Origin of the sequence: Streptomyces sp. NPDC001480 (assembly GCF_042894725.1) — a bacterium.
Taxonomy (GTDB): domain Bacteria; phylum Actinomycetota; class Actinomycetes; order Streptomycetales; family Streptomycetaceae; genus Streptomyces.
Genome location: NZ_JBIAVX010000035.1, coordinates 21,517 through 46,770, shown reverse-complemented (window position 1 = coordinate 46,770; position 25,254 = coordinate 21,517). Strand labels below are relative to the sequence as shown.

General features: G+C 68.1%; 17 protein-coding genes and 2 pseudogenes. 10 read left to right on the top strand and 9 right to left on the bottom strand.

Going from position 1 to position 25,254, the window contains the following annotated elements:
- Positions 1-315: 315 nt before the first annotated feature.
- Positions 316-4,074, bottom strand: coding sequence for a helix-turn-helix domain-containing protein (locus ACFY01_RS44030; protein WP_390741409.1), 3,759 nt, complete (start codon positions 4,072-4,074; stop codon positions 316-318).
- Positions 4,075-4,494: 420 nt separating this feature from the next.
- Here ACFY01_RS44030 and ACFY01_RS44025 point away from each other — a divergent pair, with 420 nt between their 5' ends.
- Positions 4,495-4,857 carry a hypothetical protein gene (locus tag ACFY01_RS44025; RefSeq protein WP_390741408.1) on the top strand — a complete coding sequence of 121 codons (363 nt, stop codon included), beginning with the start codon at positions 4,495-4,497 and terminating at the stop codon, positions 4,855-4,857.
- Between the two features lie 154 nt (positions 4,858-5,011).
- On the opposite strand, the gene ACFY01_RS44020 is transcribed toward ACFY01_RS44025, so the two are convergent.
- Entirely contained in the window at positions 5,012-5,293 is a 282-nt protein-coding gene (locus tag ACFY01_RS44020) for a hypothetical protein (protein WP_390741407.1), read from the bottom strand.
- Positions 5,290-5,988, bottom strand: coding sequence for an HNH endonuclease family protein (locus ACFY01_RS44015; RefSeq protein ID WP_390741406.1), 699 nt, complete (start codon positions 5,986-5,988; stop codon positions 5,290-5,292). The genes ACFY01_RS44020 and ACFY01_RS44015 overlap by 4 nt, the downstream gene beginning before the upstream one ends.
- Before the next feature lie 535 nt (positions 5,989-6,523).
- On the opposite strand from ACFY01_RS44015, the gene ACFY01_RS44010 reads away from it, so the two are divergent.
- On the top strand, positions 6,524-6,694 hold the full coding sequence (locus tag ACFY01_RS44010) for a DUF5670 family protein (protein ID WP_011113206.1): 171 nt from the start codon (positions 6,524-6,526) through the stop codon (positions 6,692-6,694).
- A gap of 733 nt (positions 6,695-7,427) precedes the next feature.
- On the opposite strand, the gene ACFY01_RS44005 is transcribed toward ACFY01_RS44010, so the two are convergent.
- Both ACFY01_RS44005 and ACFY01_RS44000 read right to left on the bottom strand, forming a co-directional pair.
- The gene (locus ACFY01_RS44005; protein ID WP_390741405.1) at positions 7,428-11,441 is read right to left on the bottom strand and encodes a trypsin-like peptidase domain-containing protein; all 4,014 of its coding nucleotides are present in this window, start codon (positions 11,439-11,441) and stop codon (positions 7,428-7,430) included.
- Positions 11,438-11,755: a CU044_2847 family protein gene (locus ACFY01_RS44000; RefSeq protein ID WP_390741404.1), complete on the bottom strand. Its 318-nt coding sequence runs from the start codon at positions 11,753-11,755 to the stop codon at positions 11,438-11,440. Before ACFY01_RS44000 ends, ACFY01_RS44005 begins: the two co-directional genes overlap by 4 nt.
- A 797-nt stretch (positions 11,756-12,552) precedes the next feature.
- Here ACFY01_RS44000 and ACFY01_RS43995 point away from each other — a divergent pair.
- Positions 12,553-13,380: pseudogene (locus ACFY01_RS43995) on the top strand (transposase); the annotation flags it as partial.
- Between the two features lie 285 nt (positions 13,381-13,665).
- Entirely contained in the window at positions 13,666-14,478 is an 813-nt protein-coding gene (locus ACFY01_RS43990; RefSeq protein ID WP_390741403.1) for a hypothetical protein, read from the top strand.
- Positions 14,479-14,917: 439 nt separating this feature from the next.
- Here ACFY01_RS43990 and ACFY01_RS43985 read toward each other — a convergent pair whose 3' ends face one another.
- The 3 genes and pseudogenes from ACFY01_RS43985 to ACFY01_RS43975 all read right to left on the bottom strand — a co-directional run.
- A complete protein-coding gene (locus ACFY01_RS43985) occupies positions 14,918-15,079 on the bottom strand; it encodes a hypothetical protein (protein ID WP_390741402.1) in 162 nt (53 codons plus the stop codon).
- Positions 15,080-15,103: 24 nt separating this feature from the next.
- Positions 15,104-16,069, bottom strand: coding sequence for a recombinase family protein (locus tag ACFY01_RS43980; protein ID WP_390741401.1), 966 nt, complete (start codon positions 16,067-16,069; stop codon positions 15,104-15,106).
- A 121-nt stretch (positions 16,070-16,190) separates the two neighbouring features.
- Positions 16,191-16,436, bottom strand: a pseudogene (locus tag ACFY01_RS43975) (IS30 family transposase); the annotation flags it as partial.
- A gap of 7 nt (positions 16,437-16,443) precedes the next feature.
- Here ACFY01_RS43975 and ACFY01_RS43970 point away from each other — a divergent pair.
- On the top strand, positions 16,444-19,050 hold the full coding sequence (locus tag ACFY01_RS43970; RefSeq protein WP_390741400.1) for a Tn3 family transposase: 2,607 nt from the start codon (positions 16,444-16,446) through the stop codon (positions 19,048-19,050).
- 160 nt (positions 19,051-19,210) lie between these two features.
- Here the strand turns inward: ACFY01_RS43970 and ACFY01_RS43965 are convergent, their stop codons facing one another.
- Positions 19,211-20,170 carry a helix-turn-helix domain-containing protein gene (locus ACFY01_RS43965; RefSeq protein WP_390741399.1) on the bottom strand — a complete coding sequence of 320 codons (960 nt, stop codon included), beginning with the start codon at positions 20,168-20,170 and terminating at the stop codon, positions 19,211-19,213.
- 237 nt (positions 20,171-20,407) lie between these two features.
- Here ACFY01_RS43965 and ACFY01_RS43960 point away from each other — a divergent pair, with 237 nt between their 5' ends.
- From ACFY01_RS43960 to ACFY01_RS43940, 5 genes are all read left to right on the top strand, one after another.
- Positions 20,408-21,253 (top strand): SDR family oxidoreductase, encoded by an 846-nt coding sequence (locus ACFY01_RS43960; RefSeq protein ID WP_390741398.1) that lies wholly within the window; start codon positions 20,408-20,410, stop codon positions 21,251-21,253.
- Positions 21,254-21,325: 72 nt separating this feature from the next.
- Entirely contained in the window at positions 21,326-21,808 is a 483-nt protein-coding gene (locus ACFY01_RS43955) for a nitroreductase family deazaflavin-dependent oxidoreductase (protein WP_390741397.1), read from the top strand.
- 363 nt (positions 21,809-22,171) lie between these two features.
- On the top strand, positions 22,172-23,152 hold the full coding sequence (locus ACFY01_RS43950) for an aldo/keto reductase (protein WP_390741396.1): 981 nt from the start codon (positions 22,172-22,174) through the stop codon (positions 23,150-23,152).
- Between the two features lie 91 nt (positions 23,153-23,243).
- The gene (locus ACFY01_RS43945; protein ID WP_057577317.1) at positions 23,244-23,786 is read left to right on the top strand and encodes an NAD(P)H-dependent oxidoreductase; all 543 of its coding nucleotides are present in this window, start codon (positions 23,244-23,246) and stop codon (positions 23,784-23,786) included.
- Positions 23,787-24,168: 382 nt separating this feature from the next.
- Positions 24,169-25,176: a recombinase family protein gene (locus ACFY01_RS43940; protein ID WP_390741395.1), complete on the top strand. Its 1,008-nt coding sequence runs from the start codon at positions 24,169-24,171 to the stop codon at positions 25,174-25,176.
- Positions 25,177-25,254: the final 78 nt, after the last annotated feature.

The window sequence follows — 25,254 nt, the reverse complement described above, 5'->3', positions numbered from 1 at the left end:
GACACCACCTTTTCGACCATGACCGACAGGGGGAGCAAGTCATACCGGACCCGGAGACCGGGAACCCCATTACGGGGCCACGGAGAAGGTAACTGGGGAGGGCGGGCGTGGTGTGGTGGAGCGGCCGGGGGATCGGGCGCCCTCAAGGGGTGTTGCGCGTCGGCGGGGCCTCCGCGCTCAGCGCGTGACGAGTTGGCGCGCCATGAGGGCCTGGCGCCAGCCGGGCGCAGCATACGGGAACAGAGGCCAGTCATCCTGGTTCTGGCCTTGCTCGAACAGGATTCTCTGCGGGGATCTTCCAGTGCTTGCGTCGGACTACTTTGCGCAGGTGGTTGTTGGTTTCTGGTCGGGCAGGTAGACCGAGTGTTCCTGTGGGGTCAGGTCGCGGGCGATGGCGCGGCAGATGGTGCGGATTGCCGCGGCGGGGGAGGGGAGGGTCGCGTTCCACTGGCGTACGGTCTGGTCGGCGCTGCTCGTGGTCAGGGTGTGGCCGTCCGGGCTGAACGTCATCGCGAGCACGGTGCCTGTGTGTCCGGAGAGTGTGGCGAGTGTGCTGCCGGTGTTGGTGTCCCACAGCCGTACAGTGCCGTCGTCGCTGCCGATGGCCAGGGTTCGACCATCCGGGCTGAACACCATGGAGCCCGCCTGACCGGTGTACCCGGGCAGGCTGCCGCGGCTGCTGCCGGTATTGGTGTCCCATAGCCGTACTGTGCGGTCTTTGAGACCACCGGTGGCCAGGGTGCGCCCGTCTGGACTGAATACCACCAGGGTCACTTCACTGTCGTGCCTGGCAAGGTTCCCCCGGTTGCGGCCAGTGCCCGCATCCCAGGACTGCACGGTGCCGTCGTCGCTGCCGGCGGCGAGGGTGCGGCCGTCCGGGCTGAAGCCGATCGAGGTGATTTCACGCCCTGCCTTCGCAGGCAGGTTGCTGCGTAGCCGGCCGTTGGCGGCGTTCCACAGTTGCAGTCCGGCGTCCGTGCTGGCCGTGGCCAGGGTGTGTCCGTCGGGGCTGAACCCCATTGCCTTGACCGAGGCGGTGCGGGCCAGCGTTCTTCGGAGGCGGCCCGTGCTGGTGTTCCATAACTCCGCCCCGGACTTGTAGCTGTTGGCGGTGGCCAGGGTACGGCTGTCCGGGCTGAAGGTCATCGAGTCGGTTTCCCTGGTGTGCTCGGCCAGACTTATAGGTCGGCGCCTGGTGGCCATGGCCCACACTTGTACTGCTTTAACACCCAAGTTGGCGGTGGCCAGGCTGCGCCCGTCCGGACTGAATGCCATGGAGTCCGCTTTGAGGGGCCGGCCGACGAGGACGGGCCGGGGCTGGCCGGCCGTCGTGTCCCACAGACGTACGGTGCCGTCGTCGTCGCCGCTGGCCAGGGTGTCCCCGTTGGGGCTGTATGCCAGTGAGCGTACGCCGTGGACGTGCCCGGCCAGGCTCCGTTGCAGGCGTCCGGTGCGGGTGTCCCACAGCCGCAGGGTGCCGTCATCACCGCCGGTGGCCAGGGTGTGCCCGTCCGAACCGAATGCTACCGAGGCGACGCCCGATGCCCCCTTTGAGCCCGCAGCTGCAAAGTCTGCGTCCAGCCTTCTTCGCAGGTGACCGGTGCGCGTGTCCCACAGACGTATGGTGCCGTCGTCGCCGCCGGCCAGGGTGCGCCCGTCCGGGCTGAACGCCAGCGAGCGTACGACGCGTGTCTGCCCGGCCAGCCTTCTCCGCAGGTGACCGGTGCGCGCGTCCCACAACTGTGCGGCGCCATCATTGCCACCGGTGGCCAGAGTGTGCCCGTCGGGGCTGAACGCCAGCGAGTGTACGCCGTGGACGTGCTTGGCCAGCCTCTGTTGCAGGCGGCCGGTGCGCGTGTCCCACAGCCGCAGGGTGCCGTTGTCGCAGGCGGTGGCAAGAGTACGGCTGTCCGGGCTGAACGCCAGCCAGGCGACGCCCATGGCCGCGGTGTCCGCGGCCTCGGAATCGGCGGCCAGGCCTCTTTGCAGCCGGCCGGTGCGAATGTCCCACAGCCGCGTGGCCCCGTCGTCGCGGGCGGTGGCCAGGCTGTGACCGTCCGGGCTGAACGCCACCGAAACCGTAGCGCCCGCCCGCTTACCAGAACCTCGTCTGAGGCGACCGGTGTGCGTGTCCCACAGCCGCAGCGTGCGGTCGTCGCCAGCGGCGGCCAGGGTGCGCCCGTCCGGGCTGAACGCCACGGACAGCACCGCCCCGGTGAATCCGGTGAATCTGTGCCGCAGAGGCACGGCGAAGGCGGCATAGAGGCTGTCCATGGCCTGGGTTGTCGGGCTGGTGCGGTAGGCCTGGACGGCAAGCAAGGACGCGAGATCGGGATTGGTGTTGACGAGGGCGGCGGACTGGACTGCCAGTTGTCGGGACAGTGCCACCTGCCGGGCGGCCTCGGCATTGTGCCGTTGCTGGTCGCTGATCCGGCTCTGCTGCCAGGCGAGCAGGCCCGCGGTGACGGCGAGGGCCAGGAGGACCGACAGGGTCACGGTGAGGCCCCGTAGGCGCCGGGTGGTGCGCGCCGAGGCCTGCTGCTCCTGTGCGTGTGCGGTGATGCTGGCGGTGAGGAAGGCGCATTCGAGGCTGGTGAGGTCGGCGGTCGGCCGGGAGCCGAAGTGTTCCCGGGCGGTGGCCAGGCGGGTGCCGCGGTACAGGGCCCCCGGGTCGCGGCCCAGTTCCTCCCAGGCGCGTGCTGCTTCGGTCAGCGTGCGGTGTACGCGTAGGCGTTCGCGGTCTTGATCGATCCAGCGGTGCAGCCGTGGCCAGGCGGTCAGCAAGGCTTCGTGGGCGAGGTCGACGGTGTCGTCGTCCGCGGTGAGCAGCCGCGCGCGGGTGAGGGCGTCCAGGACCTGTACGGTTTCGTGGCCACCGATGTCCTCCAACTCCACGCCGTCGGCAGGTCGCCGGGTGTCGGGGGTGCCGTCGCCGGGGGTGACCAGGCGCAGCAGAAGGCGGCGCGCCGCGACTGCCTGGGCTTCGGTGAAGCGGCCGTAGACCTCTTCGGCGGTCTTGGCGATGGCGCCGGCGAGGCCGCCGGCTGCTTCGTAGCCGGTCACAGTGAGTGTCTTCCCGCGGCGGCGGCGCCAGGTCTCCAGCAGCACGTGCGAGAGCAGCGGCAATCCGCCCGGTGCGTCAGCGACTTCCTCGATGAGACGGGTGGTCAGCGCCCGCTCCACGGTCAGGCCGGCCATGGTGGCGGGTTTGACGATGGCCTCGCGCAGCTCTTCCCGGCTCATCGAGCCGACCAGCAGGTGGGCGTCGCGCAGCGCGTCGGTCAGATTGCGGTGTTCGGCGCAGCGACCGTAGAAGTCGGCGCGCACGGCGATGAGCACTCGTAATCGGTTCTCAGGCCGGCATGCGGCCAGGAGCAGGCTGATGAAGCGGGCGCGCTCCGTGAGGTCCTGGCAGAGGGTGAAGATCTCCTCGCATTGGTCGACGATCACGAGCGTGTCCGCACCGGCGTTACCGGAGCCGGGTCCGATATCGCTGGGATCGAACACGTGGGCGTGAGTGCGCGCCGGGCGCTCTCCGGGCGTGAGGATGCGGATCGCGGCCGGACGTAGCCCCGTTTCCTGGGTGTGCTGGAGGGAGGGGATCAGGCCGGCGCGCAGCAGGGAGGACTTGCCGCTGCCGGACGGGCCGAAGACCGCCGCGAACCGTCGGCGGCGCAGCAGCTCCAGCAGGTCGACGGTGAGGTTGTTGCGGCCGAAGAACCGGCCGTGGTCCCCTGTCTCGAACCGCGCCAACCCCTTGTACGGCGACTCTTTCCCTTCGTTGTCCGCCGCCGGTCCGGAGGCGGCGGCCTCCGCCACGGCCTCATTCCACCGGGCTTCCCACTCCAACGGGTCGCCCCCACACGCCCGGGCGTAGGCCAAGACCACCGGCAGTGTCGGCAACTGCTCACCAGCCGCTGCCTGCGACAGGGTGGTGATGGAGTACCCCGCCCGGTCCGCCAGCACCCGGTAGGTGATCCCGCCCGCCTCGGCGCGCAGCTTGCGCAACTCGAACGCGAACCGCTGCACCGGACCGGACCCCGGATCCAACGGCACCTCACGGCGACCCGCCACACGCCACCCCCGGCAGCTGCCCCTGCACTGGACCAGCCAGCCACGCTACGGATCCACCACACACCCGCAAAGATCGCGTCCGGCCATTGTTCGGCCGCCTGACCAGCAGTGCCAAACAATGCGTCGGCCGGTGGAATCGGTGGTGCGAACCCCAGGAGCGGTTCGGGCGACTGCCGGACGGCCGGGGGATTCAGCTCACCCGAAGCGCCAGGCGCGTTGGAACACGCACCATCCGGCACCAAGGGCACCGGGTCAGGTCCGCTGTTGAGTGACCAGGGGGAGGCCCGGCTGCTGTGTGGGGGCGGACACCCGTCCGCCCCACACAGCAAGTACAGCGAGCTCAGTGCGTGCCGTGACAGGCGCACCCTGCTGCATCGCGCATGCGGCTGCCAGACCATCCACACGAACGGAGACATCATCGTGCGCATACGAACCCTTCTCGCCGGGGTCACCATGGGCGCTGCCCTTCTCGCCGGCGGGATCACCGTTCCGGCCCAGGCGGCATCCCAAGCCGCCACGACAACGGCGGCCTCGGTTTCCGGCACCGCATCGGGCCAGACCGTCGTCGTGGCGGAGGAGGGCTGGACCAATGCCCTCAGGGCGGGTGATCCGGTCAGGGACGACTACTACTCGACCGGCTCCGTGCTCTGGCGTACCTCCGCCGCGGGCCAGCCCCTCCACTACTACAGCAAGAAGATCAACCGGTACGGAAACGTCTGGTACCAGCTCAACTCTCCCCAGTGGGGCTGGATCTACTGCGGGAACGTCGCGGCACCCTGCTGACCCGCCGGCTTCACTCTGCGCGGCGAGAGCAGCAATCCCGCTGCCGAGAGCCCGCAGACGGCTGTGGCTCCCAGGCACTCGGCCCGGGAGCCACAGGCTGAATTGGGCGCAGCTCCGGCCTGCCATCAAGGCCGGAGCTGTCGATGCGTCGGGTTCAGGTTGCCGTGGCGCCCTGGCCGCGTCGGATGCGGCCGAGGAGGTCGCGGTGGTAGGCGGCGAGGCCTCCTTGAGGGATGGGGGCGGGGCTGCCGGTGAGGGTGTACCACTCCTTGGCGCCGGTGTACTGGATGGTGACGCGGGCTGCGTGGCCGTCGGGCAGGAGGGTGGTGGCGATGGTGAGGTCGCCGGTGATGATGCCGACTTCGTCGGTCATCGCCCCGCCGGGGCCGGCGGTGACGGTACTGGTGTAGGAGTTGGTGTCCGGGCTGGTGTTCATGCGGGGCAGGTGTCCAGCATCTCGTCCAGTTTGTTCTTTCCCGGTTCGGTGATGTTGAGGTCGTAGACGTACTTCACGTGGGTCCAGGCCCGGGCGTAGGTGCACCAGTAGGAGCGCAGCGGCGGTGTCCACTGGTCGGGGGACTGGTCGCCCTTTTGCCGGTTCGAGCTCGCCGACACTGCGATCAGTTGCGGGTTGGTGAGGTCGTTGGCGAACTGGCGGCGCTTGGCGGTGGTCCATTCATCTGCGCCGGAGCGCCAACCGTTGGCCAATGGGACGACGTGATCGATGTCGACCTCGGTGGACGGCCTGGTGGAAACCTTCCCGTCGTAGGCGCTGTACCAGGCCCCCGAGATTGCGCGGCATTGTTCGTCCTGGACGACGCCCTGGCCGTCGCGGGCCAGGACGACCTCGCGGGTGTCGCAGGTGCCGTACTGGGTGATCCAGTGCGGGAACTTCGCGCGCGAGTAGCCGGTCATCGGGTGCGGGGCGGCGATGGTGAGTTCATTGAGTTCCTTACGGACGATGTCGGCCGACGGCGGCTCGGGAAGATTCCGGCGCACGCTTGCGGCACCGGCCACGCGCAAGGCGGGCACTGCGGATGCGGCCGCAGCCGCGGGAGCGGAGCTGACGGGTGCGAGCAGTGCGGCGACCGCCGCGGTGACCAGGGCAAGCTTCGCGTGGAACGGATGCATGCGCTCATCTCTCTCGATCGGCAATGAAGCTGATCAAGACAGGTAGCGGCCCGGATGCGCCGGTGCGGGCGTACCGTCGCGGCATCACTCGGATGGCGGGTGGGCGTTCACCGGAGAAACGAACCCCCAACGGCTCACTGCTTGAGGCGGCTGCTCGCCCGCGGGGGAGTAATGGCGTCGCTCACTGCCGGGAACATGATTGATTCACAGCGACGCGCTGCCTGTGCGGGCCTCGATGGCGCGCTGTTCGGCCTGAGCTCGGCTTCCTCGAGCGCGGTCGTGCGGCTGAGCTCTCTCAGTTCCCAGTCTGCGGCGTCAGCTGTACCCGGGAGCCCGTAACGGTCCCGGCAAATCCACAGCCACAGCGTCGCTTTGAGTGATACGTGCTGCGTGTCTGCGGTGCGTGAGGTATGAGAAAGGGGAACCGTCCCCGGCGTGCGGCCCGCATATGCCCCTCATCCCTTGGAAGTAACTCATATTTTGTGTGCTTGTAGGGTGGAAGTAAGGGCATCCGGTGGCCAGGAGGTTGATAACGATGGTTCCCCTGCTTCTGGTTCTTCTGCTGGCTCTGATCCTCTTCGGCGCGGGCTTCGCGCTGAAGGCACTGTGGTGGATCGCAGTGATCGTGCTCGTCGTATGGCTGCTCGGCTTCGTCGTCCGTACCGCCGACAGCGGCGGCCGCAAGGGCCGCTGGTACCGCTGGTAGACCAAGACACCCGGCGCGAGGAGCGCGCCACGCGTGAGCAATGAGTGGGCCCGGCCGGCACGCACGGCCGGGCCCACTGGCGTGAACAAGATTCTCCCTTGCGGCGGTTGGGAGGGATGGGGCTTATCGGACGCACTGCAGGGTAGGTGAGTCATGCACCGGCCCCGCAGACTCAGCAGTGGAACCCTGCTCCTCCTGTCTGCGCGGCCGGTGCCCATCGGACTGGCATCTGGGTCGGCCGGGCGGCCAGGCCACGCAGTTCGGCCCCGGCGACCATGTCCACAACACGCCCTCCATCCCGACCGGCGCCCCCGTCGGCCACTCGCGCACGGTGTCCGCCTCGGTCGGACCCGTAGTACGGCACTCGGCATCCGTGGTCGGGGGTCAGCACCGATGGGGCAAGCCTATGCAACAGGCGTGCCCAGCATGCTCATCAACAGTCCTGGTGGCACGGGCTGCGCAGGACATTGCCCTTCGGGGTGTCACGGGTGAGGGCGGGAGTGTGCGACGGTGGGAAGACCCCAGACCGACCGGCACCCGCGGGTGCCGACCTTTCGGGGAGTCGGGCTTGCCCCCATCCCGGGCACCCGGCCCCCTGCCATCGTCGTAGACCCCCTCCCTTCGGGGGTGCTTCGCCTTATGATCGGATCTCAGCCGAGAAGCCTTGTTGCCGCCCTGCCCGAGCCGCTCGTGCCAGTGCAGGGCACTCCGGTTCTGCCCACTGCACCCCGGATCACTGAGGCGGCGTGTATGCACAGATCGATGGCCCGGCTGCAACGTACAAAGAGCCATCCAGCGCCATGGCTACGCAGCGGATAGGGAGGAGGTGGTCTGCCACATTCACCTCGGTTCCTTCAGCGTCCCAGATCCGCACCGCGCAGTCGTCGCCGCCGGAGGCGATGATGTCGCGGCCCCCAGCCTGACCGATAGCGACCGTCCGCACTCTCCCGGTGTGAGCGGTGAGGGGGTGGCCGATGGGCTCGCCGGTGACCGCATCCCACACCCGCACCATGCCATCGTCGCCGCCGGAGGCGATGATGTCGCTGCCTCCAGCATGGCCGATAGCGATCGTCCGCACTCTCCCGGTGTGAGCGGTGAGGGGGTGGCCGATGGGCTCGCCGGTGACCGCGTCCCACACCCGCACCATGCCATCGTCGCTGCCGGAGGCGATGATGTCGCGGCCCCCGGCCCGGCCGATCGCCACAGATTCGATGGGATCGGTGTGGAGGTTCGCGATGGGCTTGCCGGTGACCGCATCACACACCCGCACACCGTGCCAGCCGCCGGAGACGATGACGTCGCGGCCCCCTGCCCGGCCGATCGCAATCGAGGCGATGGACCACATAGGCCCTGAACCCGGATAGGCCGGGAAGCTGACAATGGACTGGTGAGTGAGCGCGTCGCAGACCTGCACGCGTGAGTTGCTGTTGACACTGGAGGCGATGATGTCGCGGCCTCCAGCCCGGCCGATAGCCACAGCCCGGACGCTGCGGATGAAACTGGTGTGGCCGGTGGGAGGAGGGGCGATGGGCTCGCCGGTGACCGCATCCCAGATCCCCATGCCATCGTTGCCGCCGGAGGCGATGATGTTGCGGTCTCCGAACCGACTGACCGCAAGAGAGTGCACGTTGTCGGCATGGCCGGTAAGGGCGTTACTGATGGGCTGGGGGGCGGCCAAGTCCCAGATGCGAACCGTGGGGTCTTCGTGTATGGCGGCGATGATGTCGCTGCCTCCAGCATGGCCGATAGCGATCGTCCGCACTCTCCCGGTGTGAGCGGTGAGGGGGTGGCCGATGGGCTCGCCGGTGACCGCGTCCCACACCCGTACCATGCCATCGTCGCCGCCGGAGGCGATGATGTCGCGGTCCCCAGCCCGGCCGATAGCGACCGTCCACACTCTCCCGGCCTGGCCGGTTAGAGGAGGGTAGACGGGCTCGCCGGTGACCGCGTCCCACACCCGTACCATGCCATCGTCGCCGCCGGAGGCGATGATGTCGCGGTCCCCAGCCCGGCCGATAGCCACGCACTCCAACGCATCATCATCACTGTCCGGGTTGGCGATTGGCTGGCCGGTGGTCGCGTCCCAGACGCGCAGCCCATCGGTCCAGGTGACGGTGGCGATGATGTCCCGATTTCCGGCCCGGCCGATTGCCACTGCCCGGATCCAGGCCGTGTGGCCGGTGAGGGGATTGCCAATGGGCTCGCCGGTGACCGCATCCCACACCCGCAATGTGCCCGAGTAAGGGGCGCGGGCAGCGAAGATGTAGCGGCCTCCGGCCCGACCGATCGCCGCACACTCCACGCCGTCAGTTTCTTCGCTCGGATCGGGGTTGGAGATGAAGATGTGCGGGTTGGCGATTAGGCCGCCGGCCGCGTCCCAGACCTGCACGGTATCTTGACCTTTAGCGCAGGCGATGATGATGTCGCGGCCTCCGAGCTGACCGACCGCCACTGCCCGGATCCAGCCCATGTGCCCGGTAATGGGGTGGCCGATAGGTTGGATGGTCGCCGCATCCCAAACCCGCACGCCATCGTCACCGCCGGACGCGATGATGTCGCGGCCTCCGAGCCGGCCGACTGCCACCGCCCCGATAAACGAGGTGTGGCCTGCGAGTACTCGGTGTGACGTCCCCAGCGAGTGTGCCCAGCGGGGCACAGTTCCGTTATGGCAGACAGTCGCGAGCTCATCGCGCAGTTCAGCTAGACCGCTGTGCGCTGCAACGAGGCAAAGCAATCGTGCTCTTCGCGAGGAAGGCAGTTGGTTCGCTGGGGCGGCGGCCTGGCGTAGCACGGCGGTAATGGGGACGAGAGACAGGTCCGGACGTTGCGGCAGGAGGCTTAGGAGCCGGACAAGGTCGGCGACGGCCAGGAACTCCGGGTCGCACAGGAGGAGCGGTAGTCGACCACAGGCGGAGGCATGGTCGGCTGCGTGATGCCGAGCGTATGCACCTGCTTGTGTCCAGCCGCACTCTGGTCGGAGAACGTTGAGTAGAGCCTGCTCGTCGCGAGGCCGGTGCCTACGCCTTAGTAGTTCGTCGGCGAGAGCCTGGTGAAATAGCCGAGAGACCGGTCCGCCTTCGTCGGTGTCGGTAGCCTGGATTAAGAAGTCTGAGGCTGAGGAGTGGTGAAGCTCGTCGATGTCTTCGAGGCTGGCTGTGTACCCCAGAGCCGCGGCGAAGTCGAGCCACAGCCGATCGTCGATGCCTGTGCCGCGGCCATAGCCCAAGGCGGTCAGCAGTCCGCGTACCCGTAGCTGGTGGTCTCGATCCATCCCGTCGAGATGCTTATCGATCGCATCGCGGACGCTGGTCGGAATCGTGGATGGATCGAACCCGGGGTCAGCCGGGTCTACCACATCGGCCTCGGTGGCCAGTCGATCCGCGGCCATCGCGGCGACTAGGTAATTTCGGTCGGCCTGTGTGGCAATCACGGACGCTAGCCGATCGCATAGGTCGGAGTCGGCTCGATAGCGGGATGAGGCCGAACCGGGGATGTCCCTGCCCAACTGCGTGAGCAGTGCAGCAGCGTAATCACGAATCCCGGCACGTTCGAAGTATCGGTCGTCGTCCAGATCGATCAAGTGGGGGCTGTCTGGAGAAGTGATACCGAGATCGGGCAGTAGACCGCCGAGTTGGTAACGGCTTTCAGCGAGGCTGGCGGTCAGCGCGCGGGTGGCCACTGCTACTCGCAGCGAGGGGAGCGCTGCCAGCTCGGTGAGCAGTTTCGTGATCTCTCGCCGCTCCGGGGTGGTGGACACCTCATCCAGCGCGTCTAGGACGACCAGCCAAAGCTCGTCACGTTGTCCCTTAAGTGAGTTCACGAGGTCATACGTGGAGTCGGCGCGGTCCGCTCCGGTCAGGTCTGCGACTGCCGTCAGCAGGTCGGTGTGCGTGGCCCCGCGGGCATGGAAGGCCACACCGGGCCCAATCTTGTCGGCCTGCAGATTGAGGACGGTGCGAGCGATGACCGCGGACTTCCCCGCGCCGGGCTGCCCCGTGACCACCAGGGGAAAGCCCGGCGCATCCGGCGCCGTCAGTTGTTTGCGCACCTTGGCCAGGGCTGCCTCACGGCCGCGGAACAGGTCACCGCCGCGGGCCTGGCTGCGCTGCCCATATGCCCGCAGGTGGAAGTGCCCCACCGATTCTGGCCCGCTCAGCAGCCACGGCCGGGGCAGTTGGGGCCAACAGTCGACGATCAGGGCAGCTGGCACGAACCGGTCGAACCTGCCTTGAGTGGAGCCTTCGACCAACACCCCCGCCACCATGTCGGAATAGCGGTCGAGGACGGGGCCGCCGCTGTGGCCACGGAACGTACCGACCGGGCGCATCCAGTCCAGCTGCACCGTCCCGGCCACGGTCGGCCCAGACACCTCAAAGTCATCCCAGACGCCGGAAAGTTTGTCTTGTCGAGGGAATCCGAACACGCGAACCCTTGTCGGTGTTCGCCGCTTCGGGGACAGCGTCAAAGGCGGCGGCACCCAGTCGGGGGGGTCCTCGCCCAGGTCGAGCACTGCGGCGTCCACTGCTCTGCTCCCCGGTGTCGCCAGGACCCGCCGGACTCGCGTGCGCGCCTGCTGCCCGGCCGGAAGAGCGACAGCAGGGAGCACGACCTCGGCATGGTTGGCGCCCCTTAGCACGTGATCAGCAGTTAGCAGGTACCGGCGGTCGACCAGTACTGCCGATCCTTCGCGACGGCCGTCGATGAGTACTACAGCCGTGGCCCGTACCGTCTGGCTGGTGTGAGTCATGCCGGTTCCCTTGCGTGAGACGGCGACGCCCAGCGCATGTTGACTTCGATCGTCCCCTCAGCCTGACTCTTGGCGAAGAACCACCAGTTCAGCTCTCCGGCCACTTTCAAACCAAACTTGAGCTCGATCTCATCTGGCGCCAACCGTGATCGCAACGATGCGGCCACCTGCTCCGCTGCTACAGACACTGACTCCAGTCGAGTCTGCAGCTGACCGCCATTGACCACGTCGGGCTGTCCGCTGTGCAGTGCGACCAAGTCACTTTCCGCCGACTCAAAGATGACCTCTGACCCGTCATCCAGGATGTACTTCACGAAATCTGTCATATCAGGCGAAAATACAAGCTGGCACGCCCCTGCGCGCCGCATGCGACGCGTGTCGGAAGCAAGGAGCACACATAGAGGTCGAACTCTGTATGAGCCGCGCATAACAGACGGCTCATGCTGGGAGTGGATGAACAACCCGGCTTCGCCTGATCGGGCGGCTCGAACCCGGTCGGCCCCCCACTGAGTGAATCTTGCGCCGGGCTCCGTGCACCCAGGAGCCGGGCAGCGGCTTGCTCGGGTCCGGGCGGGGTGTCGGCGGCGACCAGGTCCGCCAGGTCCTCGCGGCGACAGACCTCCGCGACCTGGCCGGGGTGGTGCAGCGTTCCTTGCGGGTTCGCGCTCAGGTCGACCAGCAGGCCACGGTCGACGGGATTGCCGCAGCAGTACCAGTGCACGTTGCCCCACTCGTAGTCGTGCCACAGTTCGCGCTCGGGACGCGGACGTAGTCCTTCCACAAGCGCACGGCTGCGCTGACGTCGCCTGGCTGCAGATAATTCCGGGTGCGCTCGAGACGGTAGATCTCTGACAGTGCACGCGAGGACAGGCCGTCGATGACGGGGTTTGCGTCTGGTGTCCGGTGGCCGCGGGAGATGCCAGCCCGGATGTGTCCTGGCCGTCTACGCGGCATGGACCTTTCAGTTCGTCGTCATGCCGGACCTGGTGCCATGACTCCGAACGACACCTCGAACGGGTTCGTTCGTCCGGGGATTCGCCGGGCAGGCGGACGGCCCTCGCATGATCCTGCGTTCCGCCACGGAATCAGAATTCATACGAAGGCCGCAGAGGTGAGTGTGCTGGACCACGATGCCCGGCGGGACGCGTTCGACTTCACGTCACACTTCCGGGAGGGCCTGTACGCGTGCCTGACCCGACGCGGTGACACCCTCTTCGAGCTCACCGACGCGATGTTGTGCGACGGCGGGCCGGTGACCTCGCCGGTGGACCTGACGCTGCTGGCCGAGCACCGCCGTGGTCACGGCGCGTTGTATGACGCGCTGAGCTGCGGCCGCATCGACGCGGACGCGCTTCGCCACGCCCTGGCGGTGCTGCCGCAGCCCAAGGCGGCCGACGACCGCATCGTCCTCGCGGTCGACGTCACCAACTGGCTGCGCCCGGACGCTCCGTGCAGCCCGGAGCGGCTGTTCTGCCACGTCTACGGACGCAGTGGACGCTCCAGTGACCAGTTCGTTCCCGGCTGGCCGTACTCGTTCGTCGCCGCGCTGGAAACCGGTCGCACATCCTGGTGCCAGTTGCCGGACGCTTTCCGCCTCGGCACTGATGACGACGTCGCCGAGGTCACCGCTGCCCAGGTCCGCCGCGTGGTGACTGACCTGATCGAGGGCGGCCAGTGGGAGTCGGGGGATCCCAACGTCCTGATCGTCTTCGACGCCGGCTACGACGCCCCGCGCATGGCCTACCTCTTGGCCGGGCTGCCCGTCGAGGTCCTCGGACGGATGCGCTCGGACCGTGTCATGCGACGGCCGGCACCCTCGCCCAAGGAGTACGCCGGGCGGCCCGGGCGACGCAGCTGCTGCGGTACAGCCGTGCCGCCACGGCGCGAGCCTGGCCGCGCTGCGCGGCCGGGCCCTGAAGTGGTCTGTGGTGTTCTCGATTTTCTGCTGAGCGTCTCGCCGAACCGCCCGGCTGTCATCACCCACACGGGTGCCGCCTGCTCATACCGCGGCGGCCTCCTTCTCCTGCTGCTTGCCCTTCACCAGGGCGGTGAGTGGGGAGCGCCGGCCCTTATCGAGCAAGGTCTGGGTGTGCCGGCCGTCTGTTTTGCGTACCCCGCATGGCCCGCAGATGAAACGAATTGATGTCCGTATGCCTGTCAGGTCATCCTTGCACCAACCGCGCGGCTCTGGACCGGGGCCGTGGCCAGACTGTTGGAGAAGCTCATGGCAACAGGTGCCCTGTCGGAGGCCCATGTGGCGGCGCGGCACCGCGCCAATCTTGCGGCGTTTGTGTTGCGTGCTCGTCGGGTGGAAGCGCACTCGCTCGCGGCTGATTGGGACGCTCTAGTTGCTCTAGCCGGAGCGCCGTATTCGGTGACCGTCCTTGAGAACGGTGAGGCACGCTTCCGGCAGGACTTTCCAGCCGAAGAGCTGGTCGAGTCGGCTGCCGCGAGGATCAGGCCTCTCCTGCTGGAGACCGACGCCTGTTCATATCTGAAGGCTTTGGCAGGTGTGGGGTACTTCTGCCGGTCGATGCCGGACGAGAAGAAGTGGGTGAAGGCGGCGCGGGCTGAGTGGCGCGCGAGAGCAGGGGCGACACCCTCGAGTGAGATCGGGTACCAGGTCATGATCGGCAACACCATCACCGGCCAGGCTGACAATCTCGACGACCAACGGTTGGCGATGGCATGGATCTACGGTGATGTCGTTCACCACGACAGTGAACGGCTCAAGGAAACTGATCCATTTGGCCTGTCCGAACGGTTCCGTGCTGCAGTGCCTCTAGTCGCCTGGGTCATGGTCAGCGCGATTGAACTACTCAACTACGTTCGGGTCCTTCAGTCCGCCGGGGTCCTTGAGCTCCAGCCTGAGCTGTTCGGCCAAGAGGTCGTGCTGAAGTCGACGTCGTGGGAACACACAGGACGGGTATACAGCGCGCCGGTCGGAACGCCCGCTCCCGCCAATGCCCTGGCCCCCATTGGCGAGGGATGGACCCCGCTATCGACCAACGCTGTCCTCCAACGAGCGGACGACTGACTTCCACTGGTTGGGCTGATCGTCCAGAAGCAGAAATACGTGGCACCTGCCTCGGGCAGATAATTGATACTGGCGACCTGGCCCGCTTCGAACGGACCGGCGACACTCCCTGACCGTCCCGGCTGACTCGCCCTTCGAACTGGCCCGAGGCACGCTGGAAGGCGTGACCAGCGCGCCGATCGTCGTGCACCGGCCCTCCACCCCGGGCGGTCGGAGAGGCACCGTGCACAGCGGCGGCTGAGACGAGATTCTCGGCAGCGCCTACAGCGACCACGACCTGGTCGTGTTCCTCGAAGGCGCTGGCGTCGCGGATCCCGAGGCCATCTTGGACGATCCGCAGTAGGTGGTGTGGCGCGGGAGTCCCGCCCAGGAGCTCAGCGCCGCCTGACGTCCGAGAGGCCGCGGGGTCGGGCAGGTCGATCCTGCCCGACCCCGCCAGCTAGTCGATCAGGTTGTGCAGTCCTGCTGTGCAGCCCCCGGCAGCGAGGACACCGGCGATGACCGCCTTGGGGTAGGACTTCTCGGCAAAGAAGGTCAGTACGCCGATGCCGATGCCGACGCCTATGGCTATGAAGAGGATCAGCGCGGTGCGCTGCGACAAGGCTCTGTTCTCGTATAGCTACGGCTAGGTGGCGTGTAGCCCTGCGTGACGTTCGGGGCCGCGGTCCTGGACGGCCGCTTCAGCGCTGGATGTCGGCCACGAGGATGTTGACGCGATTCTCGTACTCGCTCTCTGTGCCGGAATGGCCGGGGTGCCGTCGAGGGGCTGGCAGCGGGCTAGGAGCTGGCGGTGGACCGTGGGCACGGCGCTCACTCGCAGGGTGTAGCCCTGGCCGCGTCGTACGGTCACCCCGTGATCGAGCGCGGCCCGCTCGGCGTCGTCCAGCTCGGTGGCGCGGAGGAAGTCGGCGACCTTGCCCGGCATGTCGAGGGTGACTGGCAGCTCCGGGGCCGGGCTGTTCTCGTCGGCGGCGGTGTGCTCGGGCATGAGGTCGGCGACGGCCGTGCGGATGGCGCCGCGGCTGACGCCGTGTTCGCGAGCGAGGGCTGCGATGGAGCGGCCTTCCAGGTACGCGGTGCGCACGGCGTCGGTCTTCCCGGCCGGGACGGCCGGGCGGCGCCCGCCCTTGCTGCCCTTGGCCTCGGCGGCACGCAGCCCGTCGTACGTCAGCTCCCGCTGGAGGTCACGCTGGAGTTCGCCGGCGGCGGCGAGGGTCTGCACCATGAACTTCACCGTGGACAACAGCTCGCCTGTTCGAGGGTGGCGGGCGGTGAGGTCCATCGCGGAGAACGCGCCGTCGTGGATGCGCAGGGCGAGGCGGTCGGCGTGCAGGACGTCGAGCACGTCGAGGATGTGCCCGGTACCGCGTACGAGGCGGAACATCTCGGAGATGTGCACGGTGTCGCCCGGCCGCGCGTAGGTCAGCAGCTCGCGGAACTTCGGGCGCTGGAGGGGATGGAGGCGGCTGGAAGTGCCCGGGTCCTCCTCGAAGACGACCGGGCCCTCGATGCCGGCCTCGTCCAGGACGAGGTTCTGCCGAGCCGTCGACTGCTGGTCGGTCGACACCCGCTTGTAGACCAGGTTCGCCACCGAAGGCCCCCTTCCGCGCGGAGGATCGGACCCTATCTGTCGTCAAACCCTGTCAGCAATCACCATCGGATCTGATTGGATCAGCACCACCCCGGAGTCCCGGAATGTCCGGGTGGCGAGCTCAAGCGGTCAGCGCATCACCGCTGTTCAGAAGGTCAGCGTAGACTTCCGCCGGAGTGCGGTAACCGTGGGTCTTGCGCGGACGGTGATTGAGCTCGTGAGCGATGGCGTCCAGGTCGGCCTGGTTGAACGTGCGGAGGTCCGCTCCCTTGGGGAGGTACTGCCGTAGCCGCCGGTTGGTGTTCTCGTTGGTGCCGCGCTGCCACGGGCTCCGTGGTTTGCAGAGGTAGATCGGCATCCCGGTCTCGGTGGTGATGGCGGAGCCGCCGGCCCCGGGCCAGATCGCCCGGCTGGTGGGCAGGGCGGTCAACACCTTCGAGGAACGGTTCTGCGCGGCCACGGTGGGCCGGCTGTCGGCGGCGACCCGGTCCCGGCTGGACGACCTGATCGCCGAGGACGCCGGCACGGATGAGAGCGCGGGCGGCGGGGGCACCTTCTTCACCGAACTGAAGGCGGACCCGGGCGCGCTGGGGCTGGACAGCCTGCTGGCGGAGGTGAACAAGCTCCAGCGGGTTCGGGCGCTGGAGTTGCCGCCGGACCTGTTTGCGGACGTCTCGGAGAAGCTGGTGGCGGCCTGGAGGGCGCGGGCGGCGAAGGAGTACCCCTCGGACCTGCGGGCGGCGGCCGGGCCGGTGCGGTACACGCTGCTGGCCACGCTGTGCCATGTGCGCCAGACGGAGATCACCGACTCGCTGGTGGAGCTGTTCATCCAGCTCGTGCAGAAGATCAACACGCGGGCGGAGAAGAAGGTCGAGGGCGAGTTCAACAGGGAGCTCAAGCGGGTGCGCGGCAAGGAAGGCATCCTGCTGCGGCTGGCGGAGGCGGCGGTCGCGGAGCCGGGCGGCACGGTCCGTAAGGTGATCTATCCGGTGGCAGGGGAGTCCACGCTGAAGGCGCTGGCGGCGGAGGCCGCAGCGAACGAGGCGCGTTACCGGGCCCGGGTGCGCACCGTACTGCGCTCGTCGTACTCCAACCACTGGCGGCGGATGCTCTCGCCGCTGCTGAACGCGCTAGACCTGAAGTGCAACAACACCGCCTACCGGCCGGCGATGGACGCCATCGACCTGCTCAAGCGGTACCTGGACCAGCCCATCGCCAAGGAGGGCGCGTTCTTCGACGAGGCGGAGAAGATCCCGCTGGGCGGCGTGGTCCGTGAGGAATGGCGCAAGGCGGTGGTGGACGAGCGCGGCCGGGTCGAACGCATCCCGTACGAGCTATGCGTGCTCGTGGCGCTGCGGGACGCGCTGCGGCGGCGGGAGGTCTGGGTGCCAGGGGCGAACCGGTGGCGGAACCCGGAGGACGACCTGCCGCCGGACTTCGAGGACAACCGCGATGTGCACTACGACGCGATCCGCCAGCCGCAAGACCCGGAGAAGTTCATCGGGGCCCTTCAGAAGAAGCTGCACGAGGCCCTGACCCGCTTCGACACCGCTCTGGAGCTGGGCACCACGGGCGGGGTGGACATCGTCAGGAAGCACGGCGAGCCGTGGATCAAGGTCTCGCCGCTGGGCAAGCAGGAGGAACCGGAAAACCTCGTCGCGCTGAAGGCGGAGATCGAACGCCGCTGGGGCACCATCGACCTGATCGACATGCTCAAGGAGGCCGAGTTCGCCACCGGCTTCACGTCCGAGTTCACCTCGGTCGCCACCAGGGAGGCGGTGCCGAAGGCGGTGCTGCGGCGCCGCCTTCTGCTGGTGCTGTTCGCACTCGGCACCAACATGGGCATCAAGCGCGTCGCGGTCACCGGCAAGCACGGCGAGAGCGAGGCCGTCCTGCGCCGGGTGCGGCACCTGTTCGTCAACCGCACCAACCTGCGCGCGGCGCTGGTGCGGCTGGTCAACGCCACCTTCGCCGCCCGCGATGCGGCGTGGTGGGGCGAGGGAACCGCCTGCGCCAGCGACTCCAAGAAGTTCGGCTCCTGGTCCAGCAACTTCATGACCGAGTGGCACCAGCGCTACCGCGGCCCCGGGGTGATGATCTACTGGCACGTCGAGAAGAAGTCGCTGTGCGTCTACAGCCAGCTCAAGTCCTGCTCGGCCTCCGAGGTCGCCGCGATGATCGAGGGCGTGCTGCGGCACTGCACGGACGTGGAGATCGACCGGCAGTACACCGACACGCACGGCGCCTCCATCGTCGGGTTCGCCTTCGCTCACATGCTCGGCTTCAACCTGCTCCCGAGGCTGAAGAATGTCGGCTCGGCCAGGTTGTACCGGCCGGCGGCCGGGGAGGACGAGAAGTGGCCGAACCTGGCGCCGGTGCTGTCGACCAAGACGATCGACTGGGACCTGATCCGCCAGCAGTACGACCAGATCGTGAAGTACACCACCGCCCTGCGCCTGGGCACCGCCGAGGCCGAGCAGGTCCTGCGGCGCTTCACCCGCGGCGGACCCAAGCACCCGACGTACCGGGCGATCGAGGAACTCGGGCGGGCGGTGCGTACGGCGTTCATCTGCGACTACCTCGCCGACGCGGACCTGCGCCGGGAGATCAGCGACGGGCTCCAGGTGGTGGAGAACTGGAACTCCGCCAACCATGACCTGTTCTACGGCAAGGACGGCGACCTGACCGGTTCCGACAAGGAGTCCCAGGAGGTGTCCATGCTCGCCCTGCACCTGCTTCAGTCGGCGTTGGTGCACGTCAACACTCTGCTCCTTCAGGACATCCTGAGCGAGGAGAAGTGGCAGAAGCGGCTCACCGACGCCGACCGGCGGGCCCTGTCCCCGCTGTTCTGGACCCACGTGAACCCCTATGGCCGGTTCGAGCTGGACATGAACAGCCGCCTCGATCTGGACCTGTCCATCCGGACGACGGTGCCCGGCCCCCGCACCCCGCAGGGAGAGACAGCCGCGGCCCCGGCATGACACCTCGGGCCCTGTGCCTGGCCGGATCCCGAGGCGCCTCGGCCGCGTCCGTGTGAACCGCTCGCCACCCTCGCCCGCCCCGATGCGTTTCGGGTGATGCCGTCCGGGTGGTCAGTTGTGGTGTTCGCGGGCGGGCATGTCGCTTCGAGTGGCCCGTCGTTCAGTCGGGTGTCTCTGTCGAGTCGGCGCGTTTCGAGTCGTTGGCCGGCGCGGACCGCTCGATGTCCTCGTTGTCCGTGGCCCAGCTGGCCAGCAGGTTCAGGGCGTCCTGCGAGGGTGAGTGGGGTTCGGCGGTGTAGGTGAGGAGGAACTGGCTGGGGTCGCCGCCCACCGGGAAGGTTTCGAACGGTAGGTCGAGGTCGCCGACGACCGGGTGGTGCAGAAGTTTCACGCCGGTGGTGTGCATGCGGACGTTGTGGGCGGCCCAGCGGTGACGGAATTCCGCGCTGCGGGTGGACAGTTCGCCGATCAGGTCGGTCAGCCGCCGGTCGTAGAGATCGCGGCCGGCCTCGGCGCGCAGCATGGCGACACAGTCGCCTGCGACCTGGTCCCAGTCGCGGAAGAATTCAGTCGCGCGCGTGTCGAGGAAGACGAACCTGGAGTTGTTGGGCGGGCGCACCGGGTCGGCGTAGACCGGGGAGTACAGGGTGCGCCCGAGGTGGTTGGCGGCCAGGATGTCCCCGCGTCCGCTGAGGATGAAGGCGGGTGTGCCGGTCATCGAGTCGAGGACGCGCTGCACCGTGGGCCGTACACGCTGCTGGGCCGGTCGGCGGCGGGGCGGACGGGTAGTGCCGGCGCCGCGCAGGAGGTCGAGCAGGTGGATGCGTTCGGCCTCGTCGAGCTGCAGTGCTTGCGCGATGCCCTCGATGACGCTCTCGGAGACGCCGGTGGCGTTGCCGCGCTCCAGCCGCGTGTAGTACTCGCTGGAAATGCCCGCCAGCAGGGCGACCTCCTCGCGGCGCAGCCCGGTGACCCGTCGGCGCTCTCCGCCGTACAGGGGCAGTCCGGCCTGCTCGGGGGTGACCCGGGCCCGCCGCGTGCCCAGGAATTCCCGGATCTCCGCGCGGAAATCGGCACGAATGTCGCGGTTGCTGCCGTTGGGGTCGTTTCTGCCTGCCATGCGCTTCACTCTACGAGCGCGTCCGCCGGGTTGGGGGTCCCTGTCAGTGACCCCCTCAAGAGGGACTCCCACACTCCCGTGACAAGCGGTTTTGTTGGTGGTGCACCGCCCACGGCGGTGTGAACCGCCCGGACAGACGGCGCTCGTACCGCCGGTCCCAGCCCCCTCCGCGGCGCTGCATGCATCACCCCCGCACACACCAGGTGCCGGATCACGGCGTCTGAAAGGAAATTCCTCATGAGCAAGGTCATTCTCGTCACCGGCGCCGGACGCGGCCTGGGCGCCGACATCGCCCGCGAGGCCCTCGCCGCCGGCCACCAGGTCGTCGCCACCGGCCGTCGCCCCGACGAGGTCGAGAAGGCCCTCGGCGGACCGCAGGACAACCTGCTGGTCGCCGAGCTGGACGTCACCAGCCTGGAAGACGCCGAGGCCGCCGCGCAGGCAGCCGTCGACCGTTTCGGCCGTATTGACGTCCTGATCAACAACGCCGGGTATCTTGTCGCCGGCTACTTCGAGGAGATCTCGCCCGCGCAGATGCGCCAGCAGTTCGAGACCAACCTCTTCGGCCCGATGAACGTCACCCGCGCCGTCCTGCCCGTCCTGCGCAAGCAGCGCGCCGGGCACATCATCACCATCACCTCGACCGCCGGACTGGTCGGCATGGAATTCACCTCCGCCTACGCCGCCTCCAAGTTCGCGGAAGAGGGCTGGATGGAATCCCTGCGCTACGACGTCGAGCCCTACGGGATCCACACCACAGCCGTGGAGCCTGGCTACTTCCGCACCGAATTCCTCGTGGACGGGTCCCCCACCTGGCCCGAGCTGTCCATCGACGACTACGCCCCGCGCACCGCCCCCAGGATCGAGGGCATCAAGAGCATCAACGGCAAGCAGGCCGGCGACCCCGCCAAGCTCGCCCGTGCCCTGCTGATCATCGTTGACCAGGACAAGCCCCTGCAGCGCTTCGTCGCCGGCGCGGACGCCATCGAGGCCGCCGAGGCCAAGGCGAAGGAACTCCTCGCCCAGGCCAACGCCTCCCGCGAACTCGGCGACAACCTCGCCTACGACGACGCCCACGCCTGAGCACCACACCCGGATCCCGGCTGAGGCGCAGGACCGCCCCGGGTGCGTTTCGACAGCACGGAGAGAGTCAACATGCCCCTCAAAGGCGAGTACGAGCCGAGCAAGGCGCAGTTTGTACGGGACCAGGTGGAGCTGTACGAAAGCTCCGGCGGCACGCAGGGAACGACGCTGAGCGTCCTGGTCGCACGGAAGGAAGACGAGAGACTGCGGGACCTGCCCGTCGTTATCCTGACCACCCTGGGCGCGAAGAGCGGCAAGATCCGCAAGACCCCGGTCATGCGGGTGGAGCACGACGGCGTCTACGCCGTGGTCGCCTCCATGGCAGGAGCCCCCAAGCACCCGGTCTGGTATCACAACGCGGTGGCCGACCCCCGGGTCGAGCTTCAGGACGGCCCGGTGCGCCAGGACATGCTGGCACGCGAGGTGACCGGGGACGAGAAGGCCCTGTGGTGGGCCCGCGCGGTTGAGGCGTTCCCCGACTACGCCGATTACCAGAAGAACACGGACCGTGAGATTCCCGTCCTCGTTCTGGAGCCGGCGGCCCACGAGCACTGACCCGACGCAGCCCGCGGGCCCACCGCAGCCTGGCCCTGGTAACCCCAGCGTCGGACCCCACCTGACAGCGGCCAGCTCGAATCCCCCATGGCCCGCCCGGCCGCCTGGACGAAGCACATCACAGACGACCGCGGCATCGATGTCCTCGGCAGCCTGACCTTAAGACGACACCCACGCCTGAGCACCATGCCCGGCCGAGGCCGGAAGCCGCCGGGGGCGCCCACGGCGCTGACCCGCTACTCGGGCAACGACGCCCACGCGTCGTCAGCGCGCGGATCACCCCAGCACGGTCCGCCAACGAGTGGCGCCCCACCACTCACGACCACCGAACGGCCTGACGGCCGGCACGACAAGGAGTACCTGATGAAGCACGTATCCCTGGGCGGGCTCGATGTCTCCCGCATCGGCCTGGGAGCCATGACCATGGCCGGCATGTACACCACGGGCGGAGGGCTCGACGACGCCGAGTCAATCCGCACCATCCACCGGGCGCTCGACCTCGGGGTCACCCACATCGACACCGCCGAGATCTACGGCCCCTTCCACAGCGAGGAAATCGTCGGCAAGGCCATCAAGGGCCGCCGCGACGACGTCGTCGTGGCGACGAAGTTCGGAATCGTCTCCCACGCCGGCGACGGCCCCGGCGTCATCGACAGCAGCCCGGCCAACGTGAAGACCGCCGTCGAAGGCTCGCTCAAGCGGCTCGGCACCGACCACATCGACCTCTACTACCAGCACCGCGTCGACCCGAACACACCCATCGAGGAGACCGTCGGCGCGCTGGCCGAACTGGTCGCCGAAGGCAAGGTTCGCCACATCGGACTCTCCGAGGCCAGTCCCGAGACGATCCGCCGGGCACACGCCGTGCACCCGGTGGCCGCGCTGCAGACCGAATACTCCCTGTGGACCCGCGACGTCGAGGCCGAGATCCTCCCGCTGCTGCGCGAGCTCGGTATCGGATTCGTGCCCTACTCGCCGCTCGGCCACGGCCTGCTGACCGGGCAGATCCGCACCGTCGACGACTTCGCCGACGACGACTGGCGCAAGACCAACCCGCGCTTCACCGGCGAGAACTTCCAGCGCAACCTGCGCATCGTCGATGAAGTACAGGCCATCGGCGCCGAGATCGGCGCCACCCCGGCCCAGACCGCGCTGGCCTGGCTGCTGACCCGCGGCGACGACATCGCCCCCATCCCCGGAACCCGCCGGGTCTCCCGCGTCGAGGAGAACACCGCCGCCGACGGCATCGAACTCAGCGCCGCCCAGCTCGACCGCCTCAACAACCTCACACCGGCCGCGGGCGAACGCCACGACGAGGCGAACATGGCCACCATCGACCGCTGATCCGACGCCCCGGCGATGTGCTGACCCGTCGCACCCGACCAACCCGCATCCGCTCACCCATCTCCCTGATCACTGAAGAGGTCTTCTCATCATGTCCAAGGTTCTCCTTGTCGTAGCTCACCCCGACCTGTCCCAGTCGAAGGCCAACGCGGCTCTGGTGGACGCCGTTCGCGATCTGCCCCATGTCACGGTGCACGATCTCTACGCCACCTACCCCGACTTCCAGATCGACGTCGACGCCGAGCAGGCCCTGCTGGCGGAGCACGACGTGATCGTCTTCCAGCATCCGGTGTTCTGGTACAACACCACCCCGCTGTTCAAGCTGTGGCAGGACAAGGTCTTCACCTTTGGCTGGGCCTTCACCCTGGACGGTTCTGCCTCGCAGCTGGCCGGCAAGAAGGCCGTCGTCGCCGTCACCGCCGGTGTCCCCGCCGATCACTACACCCCCGAGGGCGCGAACAAGGCCACTCTGGAGACCCTCCTCAACAGCTGGGAGGCGACCCTGCGGCTGTGCCAGCTCGACTTCCAGCAGCCGATGGTCAAGGTGTACGGCACCGCCTTCGGGCTGTCCGACGAAGACCTGAACACCGCCGCCAAGCAGTACAACGAACTGCTCGCCTCCTTCGCCGCCTGACCGCACTCTCACAACAACAGCCGCCCTCGCTGATCGCAACGCCGCGGTGATAACCCTGCCAGTCTCCGGTCACTCCTCGCCGGATCAGTGCCAAGCGACTGGAGACTGGTAGGACCACCCGCGCCGCGGAGATCTACGAGGAACTTGCAGCTCGCTGGTCGGCCGCTCGCGAAGGATCTCGAAGTCGTGCCGCAAGCGAAAGCAGCATCGAGGCCCTGCTTAGCGAAGAACAGCCCCTCTCATAAACGGTCCTTTGCGCGAGCAAGATCAATACTGGGCCTCCGGACCCCCGCCGATCCCGGATTCGTTCTCAGAACCCGTTCTCAATCAAAAGCGGGACGGACCCTCTTCTGAGACTTGCATTGTGCGAAAATCCGGGCCCATGACGGCCCCTCAGCAGCCCTCCCCGTCCGACCGGTCGGACGCGGGCGACGTCGAACAGCACGCCTGTCCGAAGTGTGATGCTCAGCCCGGCTCGCCGTGCCGCTCGCGCGGCGGCGCGGTCGCCTCCGCCTACCACACCCGCCGCTTCACCCAGGTGCCCCGGCTGAAGAAGGCGCTGCGTGTGCCGACCCCGGCCGACCGCGGACCGGGCCGGCCGTGGCGGCCGGGCACCCTGCCGCCGGCCCCGATCGACCCGGAGCTACCGAGCGCGGACATCCGCATCGGCTACGCCCGCTGCTCGACCCTCGGGCAGGAACTCGACTCCCAGCTCGACGCGCTCAGCAAGCACGGCATCCCGAGAGACAAGATCTTCAGCGAGAAGATCAGCACCCGCGTCCGGGTCCGCCCCCGGTTCGAGGAGGCGCTCCGTACAGCTCGGGAGGTCAAGGCGCACGCCCCGCACTGCCGCGTCATCTTCACCGTGTACGAGATGAAGCGGCTCGGCCGCGACGCCGCCGAACTCACCGCGCTCGCCGACCACCTCACCGCGCACGGCCTGGTCCTGGAGATGCTCGCCGGCCCCCTGCCCGGCATCTACGACCCGACGGGGCCGGGGAAACTGCTGTTCGCGTTCTTCGCGGCGATGGCGGAGACCGAGCGGGAGAACATCCGGGAGTCGACGCTGGAGGGGCTCGACACCGCGGCCCGCAAGGGCAAGCACGGTGGCCGGCCGCCGGTCATCACCGGTGACATGCTCCACACCGTGCTGAGGCGCCGTGCGGGCGGCGAGTCCGTCGAGCAGATCCAGCCCGACCTGATCATCCCCACCGGCAAGCGCAAGGGACACAGCCCCTCCGTCGCCAGCATCTACCGGGCGCTCGCCGAACACGCCAAGCGCGAGGCATACCCCGAAGCCGTCGACCAGGCCCACGCCGACTTCACCGTCCTTCAGGTCGGCGAAGTCCCCGGACCCCGCCCTGCTTTCCCCGACCGAGCGTCACTCTGATTACAGAGAGCTACTTGTCACTTCGCCGTAGCTTCGGGAGAACAGGGCCATGACGACGGGGGCGATCCGGACTAGGCC